Origin of the sequence: Rossellomorea aquimaris (genome assembly GCF_008180865.1) — a bacterium.
Classification (GTDB): Bacteria; Bacillota; Bacilli; order Bacillales; family Bacillaceae_B; genus Rossellomorea; species Rossellomorea yichunensis.
Map to the genome: position 1 here is coordinate 114,093 of NZ_VTEX01000005.1, position 21,950 is coordinate 136,042.

Consider the following 21,950-nt stretch of genomic DNA (forward strand, 5'->3'; position numbering starts at 1 on the left):
CCGACTCAGATTCTCCCATATAAGGAGAGCTTTGGCTGTCAGGAAGACCTGACAGCCTCTTCATTACTTTTCCATTATTCGTCCATCTTCTATATATAATACCCGGTCACATAGATGGAGGACTCTTTCACCAGCAATGCAGTCTAAATTCTTGCCTTAAAAGAAACACTCCAATCACTCCTTCTTTAAACTTCTTACATCCATCATTGGAACTAAAAAGGCACATACAACTGCTGTAATGTAAGGTAGATATTTAATTCCAAATGGCTGATTGAAGAGTCCCAAGCTTATAATTCCTATTACACTTGATAAAGCTATCCCTAATACAAAACCACCTATTAAACCTAGAATTATTGCCGCAAATGTTCTCATTTCGTTAGCTCCCCTCTCTTATTCTTCCTTATCAGGTTCCAGGCATTTGTAAAGATTACAATCGACTGCCCTCCTATAACAACAGCGATTACTGGATGCAGAGCTCCCGCCCAAGGCAATGTCCTTGTAATATTAGCCGTGAAATACATGAGAAAAATGGTTAACATCACTCCCATTACCTGAATCAAGCTTCTACTAGGCAATCTCCCGATGAATGCAAAAATTAGCATCAAAAGCGGGATAGTAAAACCGAATAGATGAACAAACTCTATATGTTTAGCCCAGTTTGTCGGGTTTACCAACGTTGCAGCACCTGCGATATAAACTTGAGCTAAGACAGATGCAGCAAAAAGTACTGATAGTATAAAGAATCCCACTCTTCCCGTCCTATGATCTTTCACGTATTTTCCTCCTTTTTTTCAAACTATATTGGTATCTTACAAAGGAGTTCTAAACGAATTATTAGCTAATTATTAAATAATTCTTAAATGTAAAAGAACAGACAAAATAAAAAAGACAGTTCGTGATATGAACTGCCTAAGTATGACATCATCCCCGCAGGAATTAATTGTTTATAATAGGGGCTATCCGGTCTATCCTATTTGTCCAAATACCACCATTATAACTCTCTGGAACACGCTCAAGGTCTGCCTTCTCATCAAATCCTTCTGACCAGTCACCATCACCGGCAACAAGAATAACCCTCGTATTGACATCTTCCATTCTATTTATGAACTTATCGGGGAACCCCCAAAGGTAAGAAGCATACTTCTCGGGTATATGAATTTGCGTATTTTTACAAGAGTCAGGTATATAGCCCGTCCAACTTAACGCTTCATAAGAAAGTAGACAGCTTTTTAGCGTCTCTTTTGACATGACCCGCATATCAGGCAATTTCTTCTTTAGAGTCTCAATAGGTTCATCCCCGCCATATACTGATAGATCGCCTATCCTTTCCTCTGAATACTTAGAAAGGTAATCGGCTAACCGTTTTCCTTCAGTTGGATCGTTACTCTTAATGTGAATTAAAAATTCCTCATTGGGAAAGTGGGTTAATACTTTATTTAATGTAGGCATCTGCCCTATCCCTTTCCCTCGAAAAGGATAGGTCTTTCCATTGTCAGCTGTATAACCATATCCTATATCAAGCTTTCTCAGTTCTTCCATTGTATGGTCTCTTGTCTTCCCAGATCCATCCGTTCTACAATCAAGGGTCCAATCGTGGAAAATGGCAAATTCCCCATCTTCCGTAGGTTGGATATCAATTTCCACTATATCTGCTCCTGCTTTGAAAGCTGCTTCCATTGAAGGAATAGTGTTTTCCAGGTAAGGGTGCTCGGGTTCATTGATCATTTCTGCTGTACACGTTTCGCCAGTAATCCCTTCCATTGGAAAGGTTTGAGCCAAGCCCCGATGAGCCAAAAGGATTGGCTTTCCTTTTCTTTCTTCAGTAAACATAGAGCTATTATTTAGATAAACAAAAATTGTTAATGCGAGGCTGACTACTATCGTTACTTTCAAGCCTTTTTTTATTCTTTTCATTCGTTTCCCATCCCTATCAAAATAAATGATTTCCCTTACATCGAGGAAAAACCGGACGTTTCCCTTGCTTGTAAAAAAGCAGAACCGTCCGGCGCTTCCCGTTTTATATATTTAACTCTCTTTGATTACATTTGTCTACTGTTATAAAACGATCATACTTAATAAAGCCTATAAAAATAAACAATGATCCGAAAATATTACATGCAACTCTGAACCAATGTACCATTTTGAATTCTCGAACCGTTTGCTTTAGGAATTCTACAGAATGAACGTCCACCCCTTCAATAAACATGATTTCATTTCGAGGCCACTCAAATAGGATTGAAGCTGCCCCTTCCAAAATGATCGTCAGCAGACTAAATAGTATCCACTTCCTTGCGGGTTTCACTTTCCACCCTAAGATCGTTGCTAGAACACCCGTTACTATACTTACAAATCCTAAGGGCGGAAAGTAGGTATGGGGACTTGCGACTTCCATCCATTCCATAGATGATTCAAATGTTTGCGGTACGTTGTGAAAAATATTTGGATAGACCATGAATGTATTGAGCAAGATGCTCCCTAAAATAATCCATTGTATCCATAAGTGGGATATAACTGAATAATACCCTAATTTTTTTATCATAAGATAAACCCCTTTTCATTAATATGATTTTAGTCGTTCGGGAGTACGCTGTATTCCTTTCGGTAATATCCTCATCTTAATGAGGAAATCTAAAAACATTCTTATGTATTTCTTAATTAATTCTTAAATAGATGTGTTATTGTTAAGCTCCCGTGTCATTCCTTCACTTTCTTTTTTAATATCGCATCATATTTTATTGCCAAATAGAAAAAGACACTCACAAAGGAGTGTCTTTAAGTATAAATATAGCGTTACCCAATGTTGTTTTTCTTCACTGGAATCCAAATGTCACTTCTATACTTTGGATCCACTGTGTCCTAAAGGGATTACGCCTTTTGAGACTATAGTTTATTCATTACAATATTTCGATAAACCCTTCTGTTCCATTCACGCGAATTCGTTGCCCATCCCTTATCATTTTAGAAGCGTTTTCAACACCGACTACAGCCGGTAAGCCATATTCACGTGCAATGACGGCTCCGTGGGTCATCAAGCCACCAACTTCGGTGACTAAACCTTTGATGGATACAAATAATGGTGTCCAGCTGGGGTCGGTAAAGGCAGTGACTAATATATCCCCCTCTTCCAGTTCAGCTTCTTCCATATTTAAAATGACACGTGCCCGCCCCTCTATCATTCCGGAAGAGACAGGTAAACCAACGATCGCTCCGGCAGGGAGATTTTCTCTTTTATATTCACCTGTAACGATTTCACCATCAGACGTGATCACACGTGGTGGGGTCAGCTTTTCATATAGTCTGTATTCGTCTTTTCGTTTGCTGATCATCCCCTCATCCAGTTTATGGGTGCGTACGACTTCCCGAAGTTCTTCAAAAGTGAGATAGTAGATGTCTTCTTTTTCTCGAAGAATATTGGCTTGAACGAGTTTTTCGGCTTCTTTCCATAATGCCTGCTTATAAACGAAGTAGCGATTAACCATGCCGTATTTCGGATATTCACGATAACCGCTGAAATTACGGATGAGGTCGATCATTCGTTTTGTTTCTTTAACTTTTTGTTCACCATCCGGTAATTCCTTCAATCGATCTACTAACTCTTGTTCTTTTTTCAAGGCTTCCTGTCGTCCTCTCTCAAATTTCCGTTTGCTCTCATTCGGTTCAAAGTTTTTAATGTTACTGAGAATCATTGGGACAAGTGCAGTAGGCTTCTCGCTCCAACGGGCTTTCGTAATATCGATTTCTCCGCTGCATCGCATTCCGTATTTGATGAGAAAATCATCGATTGCTTCCCGGGTTTCCTGCCCACCATCAAGCGTAACCAGTTCATCCAGGAAGGTATCATCTTTGACATGTTGTAAATAATCAATGACCTCGTGATAGGGACGAATCACATCGGCGACATCCATTAAGGCCAGACCCATTTCTGAAGTAATGTTGTTTGGGACGGATTGAGACAGCGTGTCTGCCACGTTTTTTTCACCTAACCACTTGTATATTTGGTCATTGATCCAGAATGAAGCATCCATGGCAGCCATGATCACACGGGAACTTTGCGGATTAAATAGAATCTTCTTTAATTCCTGGATATCTTCTGAAATGAAATCCAACAATTCCAGTCCTGATTTCGTTTGGATAGTTTGCCTTAACTGTTCTATCGAGGTTTGACTACCCTTGATCAAATCAGATACGATTGACAGATCACCTTCCATTTCTGTTGGATCACTTGAAGTCTTATTACTATTACTATTGCTGGGACTATGCACTTTTTCATCTTCTGGTGATGATTGGATAAAATCGCCTCGCTCAACGATGGTCGTGAGAGCGTCTTTTATGAGCGGATCGGATTTTCCCAAGGCATCTATTATCATTTTTCTGCTGGCATATGAATCCAAACGAGGTGTGACATCAACAAACAATCTTCCACCAGCTGTATGCATCGGTGCAGGGGTCGTTAACAGGTAAAAGGATAATCCCAGTGGCTTCATTGCATCTGTCATCATTTGCTGATGACCGACTGATACATAGACATGATTGCCTTGATCATTCGCTTCCGGGATGGGGTATAAAGTGGTGATTGGACGACTCTGGACAATGTAAAAGGTGCCATCGACTAAACACCATTCAATATCTTGCGGAAAACCAAAATGAGCTTCGATCAGTATCCCGATAAGTGCCAGTTGTAAAATTTGGTGATCATTCAGAGTTTGTGTATCTTGCTGATCCGGATGGATTGATTGTGTCTCCGTTCCGCCTTCTTTTCGTCCGTAGATGGCCTTTTTCTTGGTCGCAATCCGTTTATCGATGATTTCCCCTTTATGCACTTTATAACAATCGGCTGAGACCAAGCCTGAGACCAATGCTTCTCCAAGTCCAAAACCGGCATCGATTGATAGCACCTTCCGGTTGGACGTAACTGGATCGGCGGTAAATAAAATCCCTGAAGCCTGTGGGAAAACCATCCTTTGAACGATAACGGACAATTGAACCTGACTGTGGTCAAACCCGTTTTTCATACGGTAGATGACTGCACGATCAGTGAAGAGTGAGGCCCAGCATTTGCTGATATGCTCCAAGATGGCTTCTTTGCCGATGATATTGAGGTAAGTGTCCTGCTGCCCTGCAAAAGAAGCATGAGGCAAGTCTTCGGCCGTTGCACTAGAACGAATGGCATAAGCATGGTCTTCTCCGAAACGGGAGAGATATTGAGTAACGGCTTTCGCAACATCGGAAGGAATGGCTACCTCTAGAAGGACTTGTCTGATCTTTCTGTTGATTTCACCAATTTGATCCCGGTCCTCTGGTTTGAGCTTGGTTAATCGATCCAATAAAGAGTGATACGCTTCGTTTTGTTCAGTCGCTCTTTGAAATCCAACGGTTGTCACGCTAAATCCTTCTGGTACTTGTATTCCCTGAATTTTTGATAACTCACCTAAATTCAACCCTTTTCCACCAACGAGCAAAAGCTGCGTTTGTTCCATTTCCTGAAAACCGAGAACCAACGAACTCATTCTACATCTCCCCTATCCATCAATGTTCTATTGATTTTAGCAGTAGAAAATGGGAATAAACAGTCTATAATAAGAATTTATATCATGCTATAATGGTATTAGGAAGAGATCAAAATTTATAATAAACGACGAATTTTTTGGGTTAAATTTCATTAAATAGTCTGTGAAAAATCTCTGAGTTATATTGCTCCAGAGCTTTTTTTATGGGGTTTTTTCGTTAAAATCACCGCTTATGGAATAAATACAATAAGAAAAGCGTAATCCAGTCTAAGGATTACGCCCTCATCATAACTAAGCTTATTCCTATGTTCTCTTTATTTCCTAACAACAGGAATCCACATTTCACCAAATATCTGCCCGTTTCGGTGGCCCATTTCGACCGTTGCATTAGGTGCACCGACATAAGCAACATCCTTTTCTTCAGGTAAGACATGACCAAAGGCAATGGCAGTAACCATATTATTTAATTCTTCAGCCGTCTTCCCTTCGCCTTTCACCACCACGTATTCTCCCTTTGGAAACTGAATCACTCTAGCCCCATCCGGTACTGGTGACGATGCCTCTGCCATGACGCCTGCATAATGCATCATTTTATTATTCACCGCTTCGTTCACTGCAAAAATGTAGTCGTTTGTGGCTATGGCTTTTAAAGTATCAAGCCTACCATCTTCGCTTACAGCTTGCCAAAAATCCGCCTTTTCCTTACTCAATCCAGCAAAATCAGTATAATCGCTCTTAAGATCGGTTCCTAATCCTATTACGATAAAACCGTCTTTTTCTTCCAACTTATACTCTGCCATATTTTAAACCATCCTTTTGTTCATGTATTTCAAGCGATTTGTTTCCATCACTTGATAAATATATAATAGCGTTAAATAGTATCAAAAAATGACACCTTTTCTGGAGGTCCTGATGAAAAAAGTTGAACGAATTAATGTGATTATGAGATATATCAACAACCGGGCTCACTTTACCATTTCTGAAATCATGCGTGAGTTTGACGTTTCCAGGTCGACAGCTATTCGAGATATCAGGGAAATTGAGTCCATGGGGATGCCACTTGTCTCAGAAGCTGGAAGGGATGGGGGTTATTTTGTCATGCACAATTCTGTCCTGCCTGAGGTCCGTTTCACCGATCATGAAGTGAAAGCTCTATTTATTGCCTTTATGGCGACACGAAATCAGCAGCTCCCTTATCTAAAGAGCCGACAATCAATAGCTGAAAAATTACTCAGCCTCATCTCAGAAAGCCAGCAAGATGACCTGATTCTCCTGAACCAGCTCTTGCTGTTTGAAGGAACCAATCCCCATAATCCCGACTTACTGGACCTATCAGACCTCCCCCATCCCATGGTGGAAACACTTTTCCAAACCCTCCTTTTGGATAGATATTTATGGCTCACGATCCAAGAAGAAAAGGATATCAAATCTTATCCCATCTATCTGCTGCACCTTTACCATGAAAAAAGCTCCTGGATCATTGAAGGTTTTGACTTAACCGAAGAAAAGAAGCGGATTTTCCCCGCCGACCTCCTCCTCGACATCAAACCATACTCGCCGAAAAAAAGACTGAGAGAGCAAGAGATTATAGAAAAACTGAAAATGCGTGAAGAAGGAATCAACCTTGTCCTTGAACTTGGTCCAAAAGCGATTGCGCAGTATAAAAAATACCATCCTTTAAGAGTTTCAATCGCCTATACGAATCCTTACCAAACCACAGCCATCCTAAAGACTTTTGTTCATGTACATAAGCCCGATGAATTAACCGAATTCACAAACTGGTTACTTTTCCTCGGCAGGGATCTCAAGATCAGGGAAATGCCAGAAAAGATCTTAGAAAATGTACGAAGGGGATTAGACCTTTACCGGGAATAACAGCTGCATGCTAGAATATACGCTTTAACTCAATTGGATGTCATAAATTTTGACGATAAGATTTTATCATTTCAAAGTATTGTGTATCTCCTAAGCCGTGGTCTTTGAAATTTTCGATTAGAAGAGACACCAGTTCTTTTATCGGGACGTCCTGGTGTTGTTGAATATACAACATAAGATCACTATCTTTCTTAAGGTAATTCAAATACAGTTCAACCCCTTTGTATAAAGGGATTGGACGAACTTCCTTAGGCATAGCTTTATGAATCATTACTTGTTTGTAGAGTTGATCATATCCTTTTGCCTTTAGGCTGTAATGACTTTCAGGTTGAAAATCATCACCAACAAGATGGAGGTCAATTGAACCTTCATAATCTGTTTGATCTAACCAGGCGAGTATCGTGAGAAGGTTCATTTGACAAAACATATCCTCATCAAACCATAGGGCTATATGATCAAAATCCCCACAAAAGAGAGGGTGCAATGGTTTTAAGGTGATTTCAGCCTATTGCGCAGTTGTTACTTGATGAACATTCGCACGCATTTCGATAAATTCATCGGAAAATAAATCTCCACAGGTTTCCCCATAACACATGGCCTCGTTGAAGGGAATCATCCATTCGGCTTCAAGAAACTGTGTCTCTTTGAAATTCTTATACATTTCTGTTCCATTTAATATATGTACGGTTCCTGTTGGATTCACATTGACACCTCCTGTTCTGTTGACTTGAATATCAGCATTTCTCTATACAGTATACTTACTTATTTCTCCCATAGCTCAATCAGTCTACCTTCAGGATCTTTAATCCAAATAAACGTGCCATATTCACTAACCTCTTTTTCCTTTACAAGGGGTACACCAACTTGTTCCAGATGCTCAATTGTCTCGTTTATATTATAAACTTGGAAATTCAACATCACTTGCTGTTCCATTGGGAAGTAAGGGTCATCTTCAGTAAAGAAAGAAAAAATGGTTTCATTTCCTGATTGGGGTTTAATAATAGTCCCATTCCAATCTTCCATTTCAATCTTCAACACTTCACTGTACCATTTTTTTAAAGCATCCAGATTTTTAGTCCTCCAAAATATTCCCCCGAAACCCTTTATCATAATAAAACTGGCTCCTTTCTCTAATTCCTTTAATGTTCCGATTAAATTAGAAATTCAAGAAATATAAACAAAATCCTTCTTCAATCATCCTATAGTTGTTGAAGGCAATACCCGTTATATATATCGTTTTCATTTATCTATTAGATTGGCTCTTTTTGCAATAATTGTTGTTTTCAAGAATAGAATCTGCCAGGGCTCTGTCAACCAGGTTTATGCCGAATGGTGAGGGGAACTGCTCCGCTTTCCGCGGACGTTCGGCCGAGCCTCCTCAGCTTCGCTTCCGGGGTCTCGGCACGCCCGTTCTTCCGCAGGAGTCTGCGCAGTTCCCCTCACCATCTTTAACAGTTTTTTCATGACAGAGCTTCAAGGTGTGCAAGAAAACAATGTAAATAGAAAAAATAATTCTTCTTCCTTAAAAGGAAATTCAATCTTTACTTACCTTTAATAAGATTGTTTGCTAAAAAGCTTGTTTAAATTGTTTTCGATTTAGGATTCATGCTCAGAAAGTTGATTGGAGAGGAAGGAGGCTCGACTCCTGCGGGAATAGCTGGACAGGTGAGACCCCGGAGGCGCAGCCGAGGAGGCTCGACTCCTGCGGGAATAGCTGGACAGGTGAGACCCCGGAGGCGCAGCCGAGGAGGCTCACCGCCAGCCCCGCGGCAAGCGAGCATCCTGGAGCGGAAATCAACTATTACTTTCTCCTCTACAATAGCAACAAACTATACGAAAAAGATCCATTAGATCTTAAAGTTTTTTTAAGGCTCACTTATGGCCCACAAGGTTTTTGAATGCACCCCAAAGAATTTTAGCTCAACTTCACCAGATTCTTCTATACTTCTTTTTTTCGGCAATATAGATGTAGAAAAAGTTTTGAAAATATTTTAGAGGATATCTCCAGTCTTACTAGAACTTATTTATAGATAGTAAATAGAAAAGGGGAAGATAAGAAGTGATCGATCAACTAATTCCGGCTATTATTGCTTTTATATTAGTCTCCGTTTTATCCCCGCTATTCATTGAACTCTTACGGAAATTAAAGCTCCTGCAACCGATACGAAAAGAACTTCCTTCCAATCATCAAATCAAAAAAGGGACTCCGTTAATGTTTGGCATCATTCTTTTTATCGGGATTATCGTATCGTTATTTTTTTCACCTACACCACTGATGTATTTCCTGGCGATTACGTATATATTATTCAGCTTTATAGGTTTCCTGGATGATTTTTGGAAAGCGTCACGCCAGGATCCTGGAGGGGTATCAAGTAGAACCAAGCTTATTTTCCAATTTCTCTTTACGGGGGCTTTGCTTTTTTATTTGATGAGCGAACTCGGAATAAACTCAACGATTGGTATTTATCAAAATCTCTCTTTGAATCTTCCAATAGTGGTATATTTTATTGTCATCACCTTATTTATTGTCGGTTCTGCAAATGCCATTAATTTTACAGATGGCTTGGACGGCCTTTTAGGAGTTGTGGCCATCCCTACCTACTTTTTCTTTTTTATGATTTCAGACAAATCAGAGGTGGAGCTTTTTTGTTTAATCATGATTGGATGCTTACTCGGGTTTCTCATTTATAATATCTTTCCTGCCAGAGCTTTTATGGGGGATACAGGGTCATTAGCGATAGGGGGTTCCCTTTCATTTCTTGCCATTATCGAGAAAGTTGAGATTCTCATTCCCGTTTTATTCTTTATCTATTTTGCTGAACAGCTATCGGTTATATTACAGGTTGCTTCATTTAAATCGACAGGGAAACGAATCTTCAGAATGACTCCGATTCATTATCACTATGGCTTAAAATATGGCTGGGGTGAAACGACCATTGTTACCGCCTTTGGGTTTGTTTCGTGGATTTGTACGTTTATCTGTTATGCTTATTGGAAGTTTGTACTCTAGCCATAAGGTAAAAGAGGCTGGGACAGAACTACAAAATTACGAAATATAAAGACGATTAATAGAAGTGTAGGTTCTTCATACCGCTAATGATTTCCGTGCAAGACTACGCTTTCCGCGGGTAGCCCGTGAGCCTCCTCGGCAAGCCTGCGGGTAGAAAAGTGGAGGGCTTCGCTCAGAGGCGGTTGGCATAAGGCGGATTGGCCTTGAAGGCGTTCTTTGCCTTCATGGACGATCTGACTTATGACATTTGCCTCTAAGCCCTATAGCTGGACAGGTCTCACATAAGCTACTTTTCCCGCAGGAGTCTTCGTCTTGCACTCCAATCAACCGCTGGAGACTGCTAAAATCAAATGGACCAAGATTAAATAATAAACCCGAACCAATCCGCCTCTAATTAGCGGATTGGTTCAGGTCTTACTTAGACTAAAACACTTTTGTCCCAGCCTCTGTTGATTTATTCACTTCTATCCATTCAGACCAAATGAAAGGAATCTTTCACCATCCCGCTGAATTTTTCTTGTTCTTCTAGATGGGGTGCATGGTTACTATTTTCAAAGATATAAAATGTTGAATTGGGTACAAGATTAAAAATTTCCTCTGAATACACAAATGGGCATTGAGAGTCATGTTTTCCACAAAAAACGATTGTCGGGGTTTTTATGTTCGAAATGTCTTCTCTGATATCAAACGTTGGCAATTCGTTATAAGCATAATACTCTAAACGTTTTTGAACCACTTTTCCACTGCTTGGCTTAGAAAAGTATTCATCATATCTGCATGGGTCATTCAGAGACATTTTCGTCCATTCCCTACGTGCGTGCTTCCGTTCTTCTCTTGTTGCCTCATCGGAATTCAGGATGGAAAATACCTCTTTCAATCGGTCGTTATAGGGATTTTCATCACAATAAATACTTTCCTGATCATTCACATACTCATTGGTAGCTGACGCCCCACCTACAATTAATCGGTTTAGAGAACCCGGATGATCAGCAGCATAAACCAGCCCTAACATCCCGCCTGTGGAATGCCCTGCAAAATTCCAGCTATCATACCCTAAAGCAGATCGGATAGCTTCTAAATCCTTGCTGGTTTCACTCATGCTTAACTCATCTTCATCTTGAATCTCAGTGGAATTCCCCGATTCTTTCAAATTGACAAGGTACACTTTAAAGTCGTCCACAAACCGGTCAGCAAAGTGGTAGCCACGCTCGTTAAACTCGCTATATAGATGAGTCACACATAATGGCTCACCATTCCCGGCTTCAAATATTTCGAAATCCCCTCGATCTGTTTTAATTAGCTTTTGTTCCCACATGTTTTATCCCCCATTCACTCTTCACGGCCCGTTACTTGAAAATAAGAAAAGCCGTAGAGGTGCTATAAATTTAACTATATTTATCTAAATTGATCTTTCCCGAAGTAGAAAGAAGTAGGATGATACTTTTCACCAAATTCTCCTTCTGTGGGATTCCTGCTCAATCAACTAGTACTTACTATCTATTAGACGTTTTTAAAAGAGTGAAAGTTTCGATTTTTTTCATTTCATTGAAAAATAAATAGGGCAATAGCTGGAGATCATATTGGTGATCTTCAGCTATTGCCCCCTTTAGTATAAGCGAAACAATTCACATACTCCTCTAATTTACAACCTCTACATATACAAGAGTGCTTCCGTTTAAATGAATACGTATTATAAAAATGAGTAGAATCCTCTTTCACAAAGCTTACTTTATTTTTGAATAAATACAAGTGTCAGTCAGCTTGCTGCCATCTGAGGATAATTCATCATTTCTTAAGATTCCTTCTAATTCAAAACCTAGTTTTACTGGAATCGAACGACTTTTATTGTTTGTTGATTCACATCTTATTTCAATCCTTCTAAAGTTGAATTGCTGAAAGCCAAGGTTAGTTAACTCACTTACTGCTTCTGTCATATAACCCTTGCCACTAAATTGCGAGTTAATCCAGTATCCAATTTCACATTTAGAAATCTTCCAATCAATTCTGTGAAGGCTGGCCGTTCCAATAAAATCATTAGTACCTTTATGAAAGATAAGATAGCGAAAGCTTTCTCTCTTCAAAAAATTTATATAGGCGTTTCTCAGGAGAATTTCTGTTTCTTCAACAGTAGGAATTTCCTGAAATAAAGCCAACCATTGCTTTAACTCATTAATTGAATCCTTAATAGCTTGGTGTACTACATTCCCTTCCCCAGCTTGTTGTGGTGCTCGAAGAATTAATCTGTCTGTTTCTAATTGAAACGGAACATCTATTAAAATAGGATTCATATAATCCCCCTCTCCAAACCTTTAAATTAAGACCTAATGAAACTCATATATTAAGATTCATTGAAATTGCTATTAATGTAATTCAACAAAAAAGCACATTAATCCTCCGGACCAAAGTACTTAAATTTGTTATTAAATTTTACTGCCCTTTAATATGATATCTATCTTCCCTATTAGGACGAGGCGACCTGCTTTGAAGCTTCAAATTATCTTACAGAAAAAAAAGAGGTTAAATGTTGCGGCTAGTTTCTTAAGAAACTTCGAAAGAACTTCAGGTATTGGGACACCACGATCAATGAAGACCAACTCAGTGGTAATAAGAATGAAAAGCGCAAACAAGGCAGAAATAACAATAAACACTGTCCATGTTTTGCGCTCGTCACTTCTTTTTACATTTTTATGCTTCTTCTTTCTGTATAAGCTTTGCACCATTCGCTGCCGTTGAGTTTTATCTTGTTATCAGAACTCATAGTTTCTATTCCCTTCTTTCAACGATCAGTTTGGTTTAGACAATAAGTTTGACATTAAACAGTTATTATAAAACCCCAAAACCATCCATACTCTCTCCAAGTATATAGTGTGAAAACCACATCAGATTCTGCTTCATAATAGCCCGGTGTATTCCTGGTTTCTCAGAGCTATATCCCATTCCTTCGAATATGATTAATACTGTATCCACTTCCATATCCCTTAGTCCTTTATAGGATCATTTGCATTGACCAGTGGGACTCTTGCATCCTTTTCACCATGTTGGATCAAGGTGGGTGTACAGGCAGATTGAATATAGGTCATGGGTGAAGATTTAGCATAGATCTCTGGGTCATTCCATGGTGTCCCTCCTACATGCATTCTGATAAATGAAGGTAAATCCGTATTCACGTAATTGGTGACCCAATTAGTAATTCCGCCTCCAACTGAGATCGCCTTAAATCGATCACTATAGGTAGTGCAGAAGGCTGAAATAAAACCACCTTGGCTCCATCCCATCACCCCTACTCGATCCTTATCTGCAATCCCCCGCTCCACGAGTGCATCCACCCCGGATATGACATCCTGGTAGTCACCGATTCCGAGGTTTCGATAGTTCGCCTTTAAGAAGTCATTTCCATATCCTGAACTTCCTCTGTAATTTGGTTCTAAAACGATAAAGCCCTTTTCAATAAACGATTCAACAGGATATTTTTCATTGAAGCAGCTTGAATGGATAGGGAAGGAAGCCCAAGCTGGACCGCCATGGATGAAGACCAATAAGGGATATTTCTTATTCCAATCAACGTCTATTGGGGTTGTTAATACCCCTTCTATTTCAAGATTATCACTGCTGATCCATGAGATGATCTCCCTGTTACTTTTGAGTTTCCCCTCAAACAGACCATTCTCGTTTGTTACTTTTTCATCATCTAGATAGACTTTGAAGGTTTCATTTGGTCCAGCCTTACGATAAGCTAGGTGATTTCCATCCCCTGTTATAGAAGCCTCCATGATACAGCACTCTGTTGTTTCGCTTAACATGTTCAGCTTTCCATCTTCAGTTAGTAAGCCGATAAGATAATTTGTTTTATCCTGCCACATCAGTAGAATCCCTTTAGCTGTCCAACGTATTGGAATAACCGTCCGGTCAAAATCTATCAATGGTTGAATCCGCTCACCGCTCGTAAGATCATAGATTTCGAGTGTACTGTCCATGATATGTGTCTTATAGTACTCTTTCTCTCGTATGCTTTCTGAATAGCATATTTTGTTACCATGAGGAGAAAAGCAAGCGTTCCCCCCCAATACTTTATCTCCACTCAGCTTCCGTAACTCTCCTGATTGACGATCGAGTATGTAGAGGTCTCCATTCTGATCATCTTCTCCATCAGGGCTTGGCGTAACCATGAGCACCACCGTTTCCCCATTGTGTGAAACATTAAATTCATGGATGTGAAAATCCCTGCCGTCCGTTAGTTGATACGGAACATTTTCATCAAGACGAGTTGAATCTTTTAATTCCACATACCATAAACAATCATTCTGGTATTCTCTGCCTACATGGTGGAAATTTCCATATGCTTCCCTTCGTTTCTTGATTTCCTCAGATTCCCGTGACTGTGTAACATAATAAAAGCCCTTGCCAGTAGGGTCCCATTTGAATTGACTTACCCCTTCTTTCTCATACGTCATTTGAACCCTGCCATCACCATCGATCGACTCCACAAAGATCTGATTCTTCTCACCGTCATCCACACTGCGAAGATAGGCAATATGTCTGGAATCCGGAGACCATAATGGGCATGTACCCTCTACCCCATTGGTTGTGAATGCGTAACATACTCCCTTATTTTTTTCATATATCCATATGTGATTCCTATATGTATTGTCTTCCCAGTCAGCTGTGTTTTTGACAAATGCTACGTTAATGCCATCCTCACTTATGTTTAAACCTGATATGGTTGGTATTGAAAGAAGCTCTTCTATACTTAGATATGTTTTTTCATTCCTATCCATTCATGAACCCCTTCCGTGTAAAATACTAATACTGCCTATCCGTTCAATGAGAAAGCAATTATTTAGTTTATATGATATGCAAGTAAATGTAGTAATCCCTCAGCTGTTTCTTTTTTACTACTATACTTTATTGGTAATTGAAATGTAGAAACAATAAAATGTTCTGATTCTTCACCATAGAGTGAACCTGTTTTATTAGCAACCATGAATTCCGCTTTGGCAGTCTCCATTCTAAGCTTTGCCCTTTCGAATAAGTACTCATGATCAACTGTATGTTCTAACTTAAAACCGACGAGTAAGACGTTTGGGTTCCATTTCTTTATTTCTGATAATACTTTTGGGGCTTTTTTAAAATGAATGATCGGGGGTTCATCACTCGTCATTTTCCCTGTCTCCAAAATCGGATTCCCTCGTTGATCCAATATTTTATCGACTACCCAATCTGATCCGGCAGCTGCCATGATTACCACATCAATAGGCTCAGATTGTACATTCGATTTGATTTTCTCACCTAAATCTTCTATGCCCTCAAATTGTATCAATCGCATGTTCACATGGTTTTCAGGAAGCTTTGCAAAATAGCCATGTATGTAAATGACCTCTGCTTCATGGCTCAACGCTTCTTCCGCTAGATAACACCCCATCGTCCCTTTTGCTAAATTAGTATGTCCCCTGACCGTATCCCATTTCTCTAGCGTACCTCCGCTTGTTATCAGGATCTTTTTACCTTTTAATAAACTCATGCATTCACCTACTATTTTCATTTCGGATCCATATGTAATTTCATTGATAAACTGGCCATCCGGTTATATCTTGGCTCTCTACCTGAATTCTTCTCAAAAAAAAGACTCTTCAAGAACCCGATATGGCAAAAACGGATTGTTCATTTCCAAAGCGTTGAATCTTCTTCTCTAAACTCATCCCTACCGATAATAATAGTTTGCAAGATGCCTTATTTTGTGACTGTGTTTCGGCCATGACTTTGTCTAATTTCAGGGTATGAATTCCATAATGTAATACCCTATTGATTACTTCTCTGGCAAGACCCTTCCCCCAGAACTCCGGTAAAAATTGATAGCCGATTTCTGTGTGAATTCCATCATGATAGGTATCAAGGAAAACCATTCCTACAAATTCCCGGGAACTTTTATTGAAAATAGTCCAATAATGTTTTTTATTTGGTGACTGGACCATTTCGTGAAATCTTTGCTTAAATGACTCTTCATTAATGGTTCCACCTAAATATTTTCGTACCTGATCGTTGTCATATAATTTTTTTATTTGGTAGGAATCACTATCCTTTAACATGTGTAACTCACATCTCTCTGTGGACAACAATGGCTTCACCCCTTTTGATAATGAGGGCTGCTGCTTGTTAAGCGATTCAGCTATTTCCCCATATTGTTATTAGTACCTAATCTTCCTATAGACCCCCACTCCCAGGTAATATAATAGACCAATCCCCATAATAATCACACCATAGACCATAAATCCTAATCCTTCAAATCCTCTGATAAAGACGATACCTGTTACAAAAGATATGTAGCCTATAATGGATATGGATAAGGGAAGAATGAACCCTCTTTTACTTTTCACCATGTAGAAATGAGTAAAACTCAAAATCAAAATTGCGGTCAACACTGATACTGCAATCACTGCATCCCCGTAGTACTGCCACCACATGGAAATTCCCCTTTCGTATTACCTTTCGACGTATTACCAAAAAAAGATAGGGTCACATATATTCCTCTTTCAGTTCATGAAGAAGATCATTCAAACGGAACACTATACCACATATAATTAAGTTTATTCCGAAACCCTATATTTTCTGCAACTGAAACAGAAGGTTCATTGATCTCCATACAATCCCAATACGGAATAATCTCATTTTCTAAACAGTCTTGAACAAAAGCATGAGCTACCTTCTGTGCAAGCTTTTTCCCTTGATGATGTGGTAACGTTTCAATGTCAATGCCCTGCACATTTCCAGCTACAACTCCTGAAAAAACAAACGCTTACAATTTCTTTTTCAAAAACAACCATATACCCGACACCATGATTTAAGAACCTTTCAAACGATGCCCAAAACTCTAATAGTTTAGAATGCAAAAATCCAACGTTTTTATATGTTACGTGACCTTTGTCTTCCAACATACTTTTTGTGATTTTAACAGTTTCATATCCTTGTTCTAAAAGAGGTTCAGTTTTCTGGATATAATGATCCTTTTGTAATTCATACACCCTTTGATTGTAACCCCTTAAATTTTCGCCAAATACGTTTTTAATCGTCTTATTCCATTTTGAATGGTCACCTATCGCTTCAAAACCTGTTAAACCCATTCTTCTGGCCTCGGGTTTGATTACTGTATTAAAAAAATGGTTCAGTTGACAATTAAAACCCTCATTCTCTTCGTTTCCAATAAAGATAAACCCATTATTGCTCCCCAGCCAAATAAATCCAGAGGTAGGAGCCTGAAGATCATCTACAAATATACGACCGGAATTCCAACCTTCAATGACGGCTTTTGATTCCAAGAGTCCCTCGTGAACTAATAATTCTTTGCATTTATAAAATTCAGACTGTTCAAGCTCTGAAATCATCCGTTTTCATCCTTTCTCCTGACTATAACCACTATTCAATTATCTGGATTGATACGCTCGATTGAACTCCCATTATTGAAGAGAACTCAGATATCGATCCTTTATCAACCTTCGATGGTGAATTTCATGCCCCGCTATAATGTACCCAAGCGCACGGGCCGTCACTTCAGAACCATTGGCGTTTCCACGCCGGCGCAACGCTTCGTCATCCATGCTGCTAAGAAGAAGAATGGTGTGTTGGCGGACAAGAGCTTGATGATGTAAAAGGTCTGATAATGAAAAGCGATTGAACTGCCCTCTCCTCACATACTCATCATCATTATATCCAGGCAGCATCTCCTGTTCTCCCCTTGCAATACAGAGAAGGCGGTAGCACATAATGCGCTCCGTGTCGGTTATGTGGCCGATGACTTCCTTGATTGTCCATTTTCCTTGAGCATACTGATACTGGGCCATTTCCTCACTTAAATCTCTTAACAAATTCATTGTTTCCTTTTGTTGATCATCAAGAATATGGAGCCGTTCTCCATCTGGGACATTGTTTACATATTCCTTATAATACGGAGGATATTCGTTTGTTTCTTGTTTCCTCAACATAGCTTCTACCCCTTTTGTATGTCATTCACTTCAGATGACAAATAATCTATATTAATCCAATTATTTCAAATGCATTTAATTCTTACAATCATTTTATTTAACCAAAAAGCACGCTATTCAATTACGGTCTAAATAATGATTTTCGAATCAAAAAAGTGCATTTCCCAATCTTGAAATGCACTTTCGAAGAATTCACTGTTACTGTTCAGGTTTTCGTTTATGCTTCTCATGAATGATCTTTTTGTTCAATATCCTCACTTCACCTACCATCAGTAACCTCATATCCTCTACGATATATTCAGCCAGCTCCTGATCAGAGATGTCATCCCCCTCTATATCAAGACGGAATTCCTGCCCCTGTATTCCACCGCCATTGGTAAAATCGATTTCAAAATCAAACTGAACCCGTTTGTCCATGTGAATCCCCCTTCAGTTTAGTTATGATCTTTACTTATTATAAGAAACGACTAAATTCCGTGTTCGCCCAAAACTAAAGGAGAGTAAGTCTTAGATACAATTTGTAATAAATATGGGAACATCCCTCTAACAATTTTTTCCAGTCAGTATGAACACTTACTCCCAATACTTCAGTGCTCTAAATGCATATCAGTTATCGATTTGCTTCTAAGAAACCCAAGGTCTTCATAAAGCCTAATCGCTTGATTATCTTTGATGACAGATAAACGGGATGCAGGGTACGCTTTACTCGAACGATTGATCGAATGGGTTAACAAGTATCGTCCAAGTCCCCTCTGTTGATGATCAGGGTCCACGACTAAACTCATGATAAGTGGATAATCCTCAAATTCCATGTGCAGACAGACGCCCACAATGTTGTTCGTACGATTATCGCTCACGACTCTTGAACACTCATCCATGATTTTATTATGTTTATGTTGATCGATAAATTCGTTTACATGGAGAAGATAATCCTCTTTCGTTCCGATTTGCTTATACGCCGGATTGGCTATATAGGCTTTCATAAGTAAACATGCAATATCATTTGCATCTTCTCTTGAAACAGCCCTTGAACTATACCCTTCAGGGAGAATGGCCATCATTGGTTCCGTCGGACGAATCATCCATACATTCACTTCATGAATCTTGCATCCAAGTTGTTCATACGTTGCCACATGATCTTCAACAACTTCTCTTACAATGATTTTATCTTCAGTCTTCGATACCTTTTTTAAATAGTTTAATAGTTTGTGGACCAACCCTTCATAATCCTTATAGGGTGGCACTACAAATAAATCCGACATGAAATTAGGTTTTAGAAATACACCGCCAATGACGGTTTCACCTTCCATAATAAAATATCCGCAATCAAAAATGGATGCGATTTCCATTAAAGTCTCAGAGGACCTTCTAAAATAGGAATCTGCATTTTTTTGTCCATGATAAATGGAATAATAGCGAGTGTATTCTTTGGGTTCTTGATAAACCAACCTTAATCCGCCTTCTATCTCGATAGGTTTATATAAAGATTGAATTTGCTCTCTCATATTTTTCACCCCTTTGTTTTAACTAAACAACCATATTCCGTATCGGAATCAACGAATCTTCTGACCATTTTATTCTCTTTCATCCCCTACTTCCTCTAAAGCGCAAGTAACTACAATTCAGATAAACAAAACTCAATGTTCTTGTTTAGAGAAATCAAATCGTCACGTGAACTTATCTTTATGTAAAAGCTTTTTAAAAATGTCTTACAGTTAGTTTCTAAAAACCAATAATTCTCTTCCTTTACATGTTCTTTCCTACGTTTCAGTTCGGCGGGTACTCCTTTTAGTAACTGTTCTATTTCCCCTACGTCCATTCCCTTTTCTAACATGGCGAGTATCGGTGTTACCATTCTCTCGTCTTCACCATGAACATAGACACTGTCAGAAACAAGTATCTTCTCCCACAGTGGACGTAACATGTCTAAAAGATCTTTCTGTTCGATTTTGTTATTGAGTATCAATTCGTCAAACGCGTCTGCCACATGCGCTATACTATGTGCCCAGCCTTTCCCTGGAACAAAGCCCCTCAGGTCATTTTCCGAGTTGATGTAGTTGATTAAATGATCTTTTGTTTTATAAACAGCGTTTTTGGGAAGAAAATCGTCCTCATTATCCTTGTATAAAATAACGGCGATAACAAGTGAGGTAAACGCCCTTGTAAACACGGTATCCGTGCCATTTTCACGTATCCCTTTGAATAACATGTCGTCACTAAAACAGTAATCCAATAGATCAATCAATAATTCATGCTCCAATTGGTTGTCTAAGGCCAACTGACAAAAGGTGCTGTAGATCAATTTGTCCCTTAGCTCACTATCGGTAGTACCGATAAAATGCATCATGGATTTCACAAGTCCAACATTATTCTTTACGTCCCATGATCTTTGCCCGCTCTTATATTCTTGTAGGTACTTTTTCAGTTCATGTTCTTCCATTTCCAACTCGGTTGATCGAAACTCCACCATCTGCTTTTTCCTCCTAATGAATAAGAACAATCCTCACTCACAATTGCTCTCTTTCCAAATAAAAAAAGAGACTATCAATAAACGATAGTCCCCACTTAATAATAAGATTAAGATAGCTCATGATTTACTATATACAATAAGCAGGTTTGGACATCGTACATTTAATTGTTCTTGTATGAAGTTTCATTGAACGCACGATTTACAACCTCCTTCACTAATCAAATTCCTAACATATTTAATTATAACAAAATGGATTATTTTAGCAATTAATGATGTAAATTTCCAGAAAAATACTAACGTGTAAAAAACTTAATTACTATAAAAATCATGCATCTTCATGCTATGAAGCTAACTCACTTTACTACTGGCCAAAACACTGAAGCATCCTATAGTTGGGAAGTGACCGATCATGGTCACTTCCCTTTTTGATAAAACCGTCGCACTTTCGCACGATTGCCGCAATCGGCCATTGAACACCAGCGGCGACTCCGGTTACGGCTCGTATCGAAGAATAACCATCCACAAGGATCTCCCTCACATTGTTTGACTCGTTCCAATTCGTTTTTTGAAACAAGTAAATTTACAGCGGATTGCAAAATGGGAGGCAACATTGTGTCCATGTTTTTCTCTGGTTGTTTAAACTTCAACATGTATTGATCCTTCTCATGGATGACTTGCAAAGAACGATAGAAGTGGCTCACGTATTCATTGAAGCATCCAAGATTCTGCTCGTGCGGCGAGGTTTTCTTTGAAATGCTCTTGAAAATTCGATACATGACTTCACGCATTTCGATCGCCTGCTTCAGGACTTCTTCTGCTTGAGAAGGGTTTTCCCCGGCTTCAACAAGAAGATCTTGTGCCTGTTGGGCAGTCAAGATTTCAGCATGGACCGACCAGTCGATCAATTTAGCATAACTCGTAAACCAATCCCGTCTTTTCTCCGCACTTTCCCGCCAACTGACGGTATTGATGAAATCCATACACAAACGTTCTCCGACCATCATATAAGGGTTTGTTTCCGACATAATCATGACTCCTTTACTCTAACCATCATAATACATATTGACAGTTAGAAACAACCGGAGTAAACTTATAACCAGCTAAAATGTTTTTGA

21 protein-coding genes and 2 pseudogenes are annotated in these 21,950 nt (G+C 39.2%); 2 read left to right on the plus strand and 21 right to left on the minus strand.

Translation table 11 applies throughout. The features are described from left to right. Positions 1-174: 174 nt before the first annotated feature. From FZC88_RS18440 to FZC88_RS18465, 6 genes are all read right to left on the minus strand, one after another. Positions 175-372 carry a DUF5957 family protein gene (locus FZC88_RS18440; RefSeq protein ID WP_148969948.1) on the minus strand — a complete coding sequence of 66 codons (198 nt, stop codon included), beginning with the start codon at positions 370-372 and terminating at the stop codon, positions 175-177. Further along, on the minus strand, positions 369-773 hold the full coding sequence (locus FZC88_RS18445) for a DUF6220 domain-containing protein (protein ID WP_148995958.1): 405 nt from the start codon (positions 771-773) through the stop codon (positions 369-371). Before FZC88_RS18445 ends, FZC88_RS18440 begins: the two co-directional genes overlap by 4 nt. A gap of 163 nt (positions 774-936) precedes the next feature. Then, the gene (locus tag FZC88_RS18450; protein ID WP_148995959.1) at positions 937-1,914 is read right to left on the minus strand and encodes a glycerophosphodiester phosphodiesterase family protein; all 978 of its coding nucleotides are present in this window, start codon (positions 1,912-1,914) and stop codon (positions 937-939) included. Between the two features lie 103 nt (positions 1,915-2,017). Next, positions 2,018-2,539: a hypothetical protein gene (locus FZC88_RS18455; protein WP_148995960.1), complete on the minus strand. Its 522-nt coding sequence runs from the start codon at positions 2,537-2,539 to the stop codon at positions 2,018-2,020. A 355-nt stretch (positions 2,540-2,894) separates the two neighbouring features. Then, positions 2,895-5,507, minus strand: coding sequence for a phosphoenolpyruvate synthase (gene ppsA, locus FZC88_RS18460; RefSeq protein WP_148995961.1), 2,613 nt, complete (start codon positions 5,505-5,507; stop codon positions 2,895-2,897). Positions 5,508-5,821: 314 nt separating this feature from the next. Continuing rightward, positions 5,822-6,307: a GyrI-like domain-containing protein gene (locus FZC88_RS18465; RefSeq protein ID WP_148995962.1), complete on the minus strand. Its 486-nt coding sequence runs from the start codon at positions 6,305-6,307 to the stop codon at positions 5,822-5,824. A gap of 112 nt (positions 6,308-6,419) precedes the next feature. Between FZC88_RS18465 and FZC88_RS18470 the strand changes: the two genes are divergently transcribed. After that, on the plus strand, positions 6,420-7,382 hold the full coding sequence (locus tag FZC88_RS18470; RefSeq protein WP_148995963.1) for a helix-turn-helix transcriptional regulator: 963 nt from the start codon (positions 6,420-6,422) through the stop codon (positions 7,380-7,382). Between the two features lie 40 nt (positions 7,383-7,422). Here FZC88_RS18470 and FZC88_RS18475 read toward each other — a convergent pair whose 3' ends face one another. The 3 genes from FZC88_RS18475 to FZC88_RS18485 all read right to left on the minus strand — a co-directional run bounded on the left by FZC88_RS18475 (position 7,423) and on the right by FZC88_RS18485 (position 8,492). Then, positions 7,423-7,797: a hypothetical protein gene (locus FZC88_RS18475; RefSeq protein WP_148995964.1), complete on the minus strand. Its 375-nt coding sequence runs from the start codon at positions 7,795-7,797 to the stop codon at positions 7,423-7,425. A 90-nt stretch (positions 7,798-7,887) separates the two neighbouring features. Then, a complete protein-coding gene (locus tag FZC88_RS18480; protein WP_148995965.1) occupies positions 7,888-8,085 on the minus strand; it encodes a hypothetical protein in 198 nt (65 codons plus the stop codon). Positions 8,086-8,144: 59 nt separating this feature from the next. Further along, the gene (locus FZC88_RS18485; protein ID WP_148995966.1) at positions 8,145-8,492 is read right to left on the minus strand and encodes a VOC family protein; all 348 of its coding nucleotides are present in this window, start codon (positions 8,490-8,492) and stop codon (positions 8,145-8,147) included. A gap of 949 nt (positions 8,493-9,441) precedes the next feature. Here FZC88_RS18485 and mraY point away from each other — a divergent pair. Next, complete coding sequence (gene mraY / locus FZC88_RS18495; RefSeq protein ID WP_148995967.1) at positions 9,442-10,392, plus strand: phospho-N-acetylmuramoyl-pentapeptide-transferase; 951 nt, start codon at positions 9,442-9,444, stop codon at positions 10,390-10,392. 472 nt (positions 10,393-10,864) lie between these two features. On the opposite strand, the gene FZC88_RS18500 is transcribed toward mraY, so the two are convergent. The 12 genes and pseudogenes from FZC88_RS18500 to FZC88_RS18555 all read right to left on the minus strand — a co-directional run bounded on the left by FZC88_RS18500 (position 10,865) and on the right by FZC88_RS18555 (position 21,860). After that, on the minus strand, positions 10,865-11,707 hold the full coding sequence (locus FZC88_RS18500) for an alpha/beta fold hydrolase (protein ID WP_148995968.1): 843 nt from the start codon (positions 11,705-11,707) through the stop codon (positions 10,865-10,867). A gap of 409 nt (positions 11,708-12,116) precedes the next feature. After that, on the minus strand, positions 12,117-12,680 hold the full coding sequence (locus FZC88_RS18505; RefSeq protein ID WP_148969960.1) for a GNAT family N-acetyltransferase: 564 nt from the start codon (positions 12,678-12,680) through the stop codon (positions 12,117-12,119). A 535-nt stretch (positions 12,681-13,215) separates the two neighbouring features. Continuing rightward, positions 13,216-15,167, minus strand: a pseudogene (locus FZC88_RS18510) (S9 family peptidase). A 62-nt stretch (positions 15,168-15,229) separates the two neighbouring features. Then, positions 15,230-15,910 (minus strand): phosphopantothenoylcysteine decarboxylase domain-containing protein, encoded by a 681-nt coding sequence (locus tag FZC88_RS18515; RefSeq protein ID WP_148995969.1) that lies wholly within the window; start codon positions 15,908-15,910, stop codon positions 15,230-15,232. 109 nt (positions 15,911-16,019) lie between these two features. Beyond that, entirely contained in the window at positions 16,020-16,502 is a 483-nt protein-coding gene (locus FZC88_RS18520; protein WP_262371968.1) for a GNAT family N-acetyltransferase, read from the minus strand. Between the two features lie 72 nt (positions 16,503-16,574). Beyond that, entirely contained in the window at positions 16,575-16,850 is a 276-nt protein-coding gene (locus FZC88_RS18525; RefSeq protein WP_148995971.1) for a hypothetical protein, read from the minus strand. Positions 16,851-16,936: 86 nt separating this feature from the next. Continuing rightward, a pseudogene (locus FZC88_RS18530) lies at positions 16,937-17,768 on the minus strand (GNAT family N-acetyltransferase). A 72-nt stretch (positions 17,769-17,840) separates the two neighbouring features. Further along, positions 17,841-18,365, minus strand: coding sequence for a DinB family protein (locus tag FZC88_RS18535; protein ID WP_148995972.1), 525 nt, complete (start codon positions 18,363-18,365; stop codon positions 17,841-17,843). A gap of 198 nt (positions 18,366-18,563) precedes the next feature. Continuing rightward, on the minus strand, positions 18,564-18,782 hold the full coding sequence (locus FZC88_RS18540; protein WP_148969966.1) for a cyclase: 219 nt from the start codon (positions 18,780-18,782) through the stop codon (positions 18,564-18,566). A 170-nt stretch (positions 18,783-18,952) separates the two neighbouring features. Further along, entirely contained in the window at positions 18,953-19,870 is a 918-nt protein-coding gene (locus FZC88_RS18545) for a GNAT family N-acetyltransferase (protein ID WP_148995973.1), read from the minus strand. A 110-nt stretch (positions 19,871-19,980) separates the two neighbouring features. Continuing rightward, positions 19,981-20,835: a DUF2785 domain-containing protein gene (locus FZC88_RS18550; RefSeq protein ID WP_148995974.1), complete on the minus strand. Its 855-nt coding sequence runs from the start codon at positions 20,833-20,835 to the stop codon at positions 19,981-19,983. Between the two features lie 413 nt (positions 20,836-21,248). After that, positions 21,249-21,860 (minus strand): CGNR zinc finger domain-containing protein, encoded by a 612-nt coding sequence (locus FZC88_RS18555; RefSeq protein ID WP_148995975.1) that lies wholly within the window; start codon positions 21,858-21,860, stop codon positions 21,249-21,251. Positions 21,861-21,950: the final 90 nt, after the last annotated feature.